This window comes from Cryobacterium sp. 10I1 (assembly GCF_035019805.1).
Taxonomy (GTDB): domain Bacteria; phylum Actinomycetota; class Actinomycetes; order Actinomycetales; family Microbacteriaceae; genus Cryobacterium; species Cryobacterium glucosi.
Genome location: NZ_JASJVF010000290.1, coordinates 1 through 3,809 on the forward strand (window position 1 = coordinate 1; position 3,809 = coordinate 3,809).

Consider the following 3,809-nt stretch of genomic DNA (forward strand, 5'->3'; position numbering starts at 1 on the left):
GGTGTCCCCGAAGCGCAGCAGGCCGCCGTGGTGGCTCGGGCTGCCGGCCCGCCTTGCCGAGGACTGGGCCCGCGCCGTGCGGGCGCGACGGGACAGTTCTCCTGCGGCGCGGCATCCACTGTCGTCGGCCGGCGCGGTGGCTGCGGTGGACGTCGCGCCCGAGCAGCCCGGATCACCGCCCCGCGCCCGCTGGCGGCACGGCTCAGCCGACTACGCGGCCCTGATCGAACGCTGCCAGGCCTTCATCGCCGCGGGGGACGCCTACCAGCTCTGCCTCACCAACGAGATCACCGTCGACGTGCGACCGCACCCCGTCGTGGCCTACCACCGGCTGCGGGCCGGCAGCCCGAGCCACCACGGCGGCCTGCTGCGCTTCGGGGACACCGCCCTGTTGAGCGCATCGCCGGAGCAGTTCCTCACCGTCGGCACCGACGGCAGCCTCTCGAGCAAACCGATCAAGGGCACCAGGCCGCGTTCCGCGGATCCCGCCTCCGATGCCGGCCTCCGCGCCGACCTCGCCGCGAGTGACAAGGAACGCGCCGAGAACCTGATGATCGTCGACCTGATGCGCAACGACCTCGGCCGGGTGGCCGAACTCGGCACCGTCGCCGTCACCCGCCTCCTCGACGTCGAGAGCTACGCGCACGTCCACCAGCTCGTGAGCACGGTCGAGGCGCGCCTCGCCGCGGGGCTCACGGGCACGGATGCCGTCCGGTCCTGCTTCCCGGCCGGTTCGATGACGGGGGTGCCCAAGCAGAGCGCCGTCAGCCTGCTGCGCGGCCTCGAGGACGGTCCGCGCGGCATCTACTCGGGTGCGTTCGGCTACTTCGGCCGCGACGGAGCCGTCGACCTCGCCATGGTGATCCGCAGCATCGTCCTCGATCCCGCAGGAGCCTCGATCGGAACCGGCGGCGGAATCACCACCCTGTCCGTCCCGGCGGAGGAGGTCGAGGAGACCCGGATCAAGGCCGCGGCGCTCCTGACCGTGCTCGGTTGCGGCCCTGACCTCGTTACCGGCGCGGGTTGAGTAACCTAGAAGCTTGGACTGTGAAGCGTTCACGCCCGAATCACCAGAATGAGAGTCCCGTGGCACACGAGCACGACCGCACCCCATACGGCGTAGAGATCGACGAGGACGTCTATGACTTCGCCGCGATCCAGGCGAAGTGGCAACCCATCTGGGACGAGCTCGAACCGTTCCGGACGAGCGACCCCGACGACACCCGTCCGCGCAAGTACGTGCTCGACATGTTCCCGTATCCCTCAGGCGACCTGCACATGGGCCACGCCGAGGTCTACGCGCTCGGCGACATCGTCGCCCGGTACTGGCGCCAGCAGGGCTTCAACGTGCTGCACCCGATCGGCTGGGACTCCTTCGGCCTCCCCGCCGAGAACGCGGCCATCAAGCGCGGCATCGACCCGCGCGGCTGGACCTATGACAACATCGCGCAGCAGAAGAAGAGCATGAAGCTCTACGCCGCCTCCTTCGACTGGTCGCGTGAACTGCACACGAGCGACCCCGAGTACTACAAGTGGAACCAATGGCTGTTCCTGCAGCTGTACAAGAAGGGCCTCGCCTACCGCAAGGACAGCTGGGTCAACTGGGACCCGATCGACCAGACCGTGCTCGCGAACGAGCAGGTCCTGCCGGACGGCACGAGCGACCGCAGCGGCGCGATCGTGATCAAGAAGAAGCTCACCCAGTGGTACTTCAAGATCACCGACTACGCCGACCGCCTGCTCGACGACCTCAACCAGCTCGAGGGCACCTGGCCGGCCAAGGTCCTCAACATGCAGCGCAACTGGATCGGCCGCTCCATCGGCGCCGACGTCGACTTCGCCATCGAGGGCCGGGAGGCCGTCGTGAGCGTCTTCACGACCCGCCCGGACACCCTCTTCGGCGCGACCTTCATGGTCGTGGCCCCCGACTCCGACCTCGCCGCCGAGCTCGTCGCCGACTCCACTCCCGAGGTGCGCAAGCGCTTCCAGGACTATCTCGTGCAGATGCAGAAGAGCACGGACATCGAGCGCCAGGCCACCGACCGGCCGAAGACCGGCGTCTTCCTCGAACGTTTCGCGATCAACCCCGTCAACGGTGAACGCCTGCCGATCTGGGCCGCAGACTACGTCTTCGCGGACTACGGACATGGCGCCGTGATGGCCGTTCCCGCACACGACCAGCGCGACCTCGATTTCGCCCGGAAGTTCGACCTGCCCGTCCGGGTCGTCGTCGACACGACGGCGCCCCTGACCGGTACCCTGCCCGTGATCACGCCCGGCATGATCGACGGCACGGAGGAACTGCCGCTCGACCCCACGCCGCTCGATCCGGCAGAAACCGGTGTCGCGCTGGCCGGGGAAGGCCGCCTGATCAATTCCGGAGCCCTCACCGGCCTCAGCAAGAACAACGCGATCAAGCGCATCGTCGAGCAGCTCACCCAGGACGGCACCGGAAGGGCCGCGAAGAACTACCGGCTGCGCGACTGGCTCATCTCCCGCCAGCGTTACTGGGGCACCCCGATCCCGATCATCCACGGCCAGGACGGCGCAGAGATCCCCGTGCCCGAAGACCAGCTTCCGGTGCTGCTGCCCTCGACGGAGGGCCTCGATCTCAAGCCGAAGGGGACCTCGCCGCTCGGCGGCGCCACGGACTGGGTCAACGTACCCAACCCGATCGACGGCACCCCTGCGCGCCGCGACGCCGACACGATGGACACCTTCGTCGACAGCTCCTGGTACTTCCTCCGGTTCCTGAACCCGAACGACGACACCCAGGCCTTCGACCCGAAGGAAGCCGAGAAGTGGGCTCCCGTCGACCAGTACGTCGGCGGCGTCGAGCACGCGATCCTGCACCTGCTCTACGCCCGGTTCATCACCAAGGTGCTCTTCGACCTCGGTTACGTGACGTTCACCGAGCCGTTCACCGCACTGCTCAACCAGGGCATGGTCATCCTCGACGGCACCAAGATGTCCAAGAGCAAGGGCAACCTCGTCTACTTCACCGAGGAGATCGACCAGTTCGGCGTCGACGCCGTGCGCCTCACGATGGCCTTCGCCGGCCCGCCGGAGGACGACATCGACTGGGCGGACGTCTCCCCGGTCGGCTCGGCCAAGTTCCTCGCCCGCGCCTGGCGCATGGCCAAGGACGTCACGAGCGCGCCCGACGTGCTGTGGAAGACCGGTGACCCCGCCCTCCGCCGGGTCACGCACCGCTTCCTCGCCGACGCGCCCGGCCTGATCGAGTCCTTCAAGTTCAACGTCGTCGTCGCACGCCTGATGGAGCTCGTGAACGCGACCCGTAAGGTCATCGACACCGGCGCAGGCCCGGCCGATGCCGCGGTGCGGGAGGCCGCTGAGGCGACCGCCATGGCGCTCAACCTCTTCGCGCCGTACACCGCGGAGGACATGTGGCAGCGCCTCGGCTACGAGCCGTGCGTCGCGCTCGCCCAGTGGCGCAAGGCCGACCCGCGGCTCCTCGTCGAGGAGTCCGTCACGGCGATCGTGCAGGTCGACAGCAAGGTGCGCGAGCGCCTCGTGGTCTCGCCGAAGATCTCCGCTGACGACCTCGAGGGCCTCGCCCGCGCATCCGCATCGGTCATTCGCTCGATCGGGGACCGGGAGATCGTCCACGTGATCGTCCGGGCGCCGAAGCTCGTGAGCATCGTCACCAAGCCCGTCTGAGGTCCTGACGTCGTGAGGTCCTGAGGCACCTCGAGGATCCTCGAGGTGCCAGTGCCCTCGCCGATGCGCGTTGCGCGCCCTCGACAGGCCTGGGGCCGGTCCGGTTGTCCACCGGCCCGGGCCGGACC

The 3,809-nt window shown here is 68.7% G+C and carries 2 protein-coding genes; both read left to right on the forward strand.

Annotated features, from left to right (window positions below; translation table 11 throughout):
* Window positions 1–1,027 (forward strand): anthranilate synthase component I family protein (locus tag QN345_RS16655; RefSeq protein ID WP_323508911.1); only part of this gene is annotated, 1,027 nt, incomplete at its 5' end.
* Between the two features lie 59 nt (window positions 1,028–1,086).
* Entirely contained in the window at window positions 1,087–3,681 is a 2,595-nt protein-coding gene (gene leuS, locus QN345_RS16660; protein ID WP_134446069.1) for a leucine--tRNA ligase, read from the forward strand.
* Window positions 3,682–3,809 lie beyond the last annotated feature (128 nt).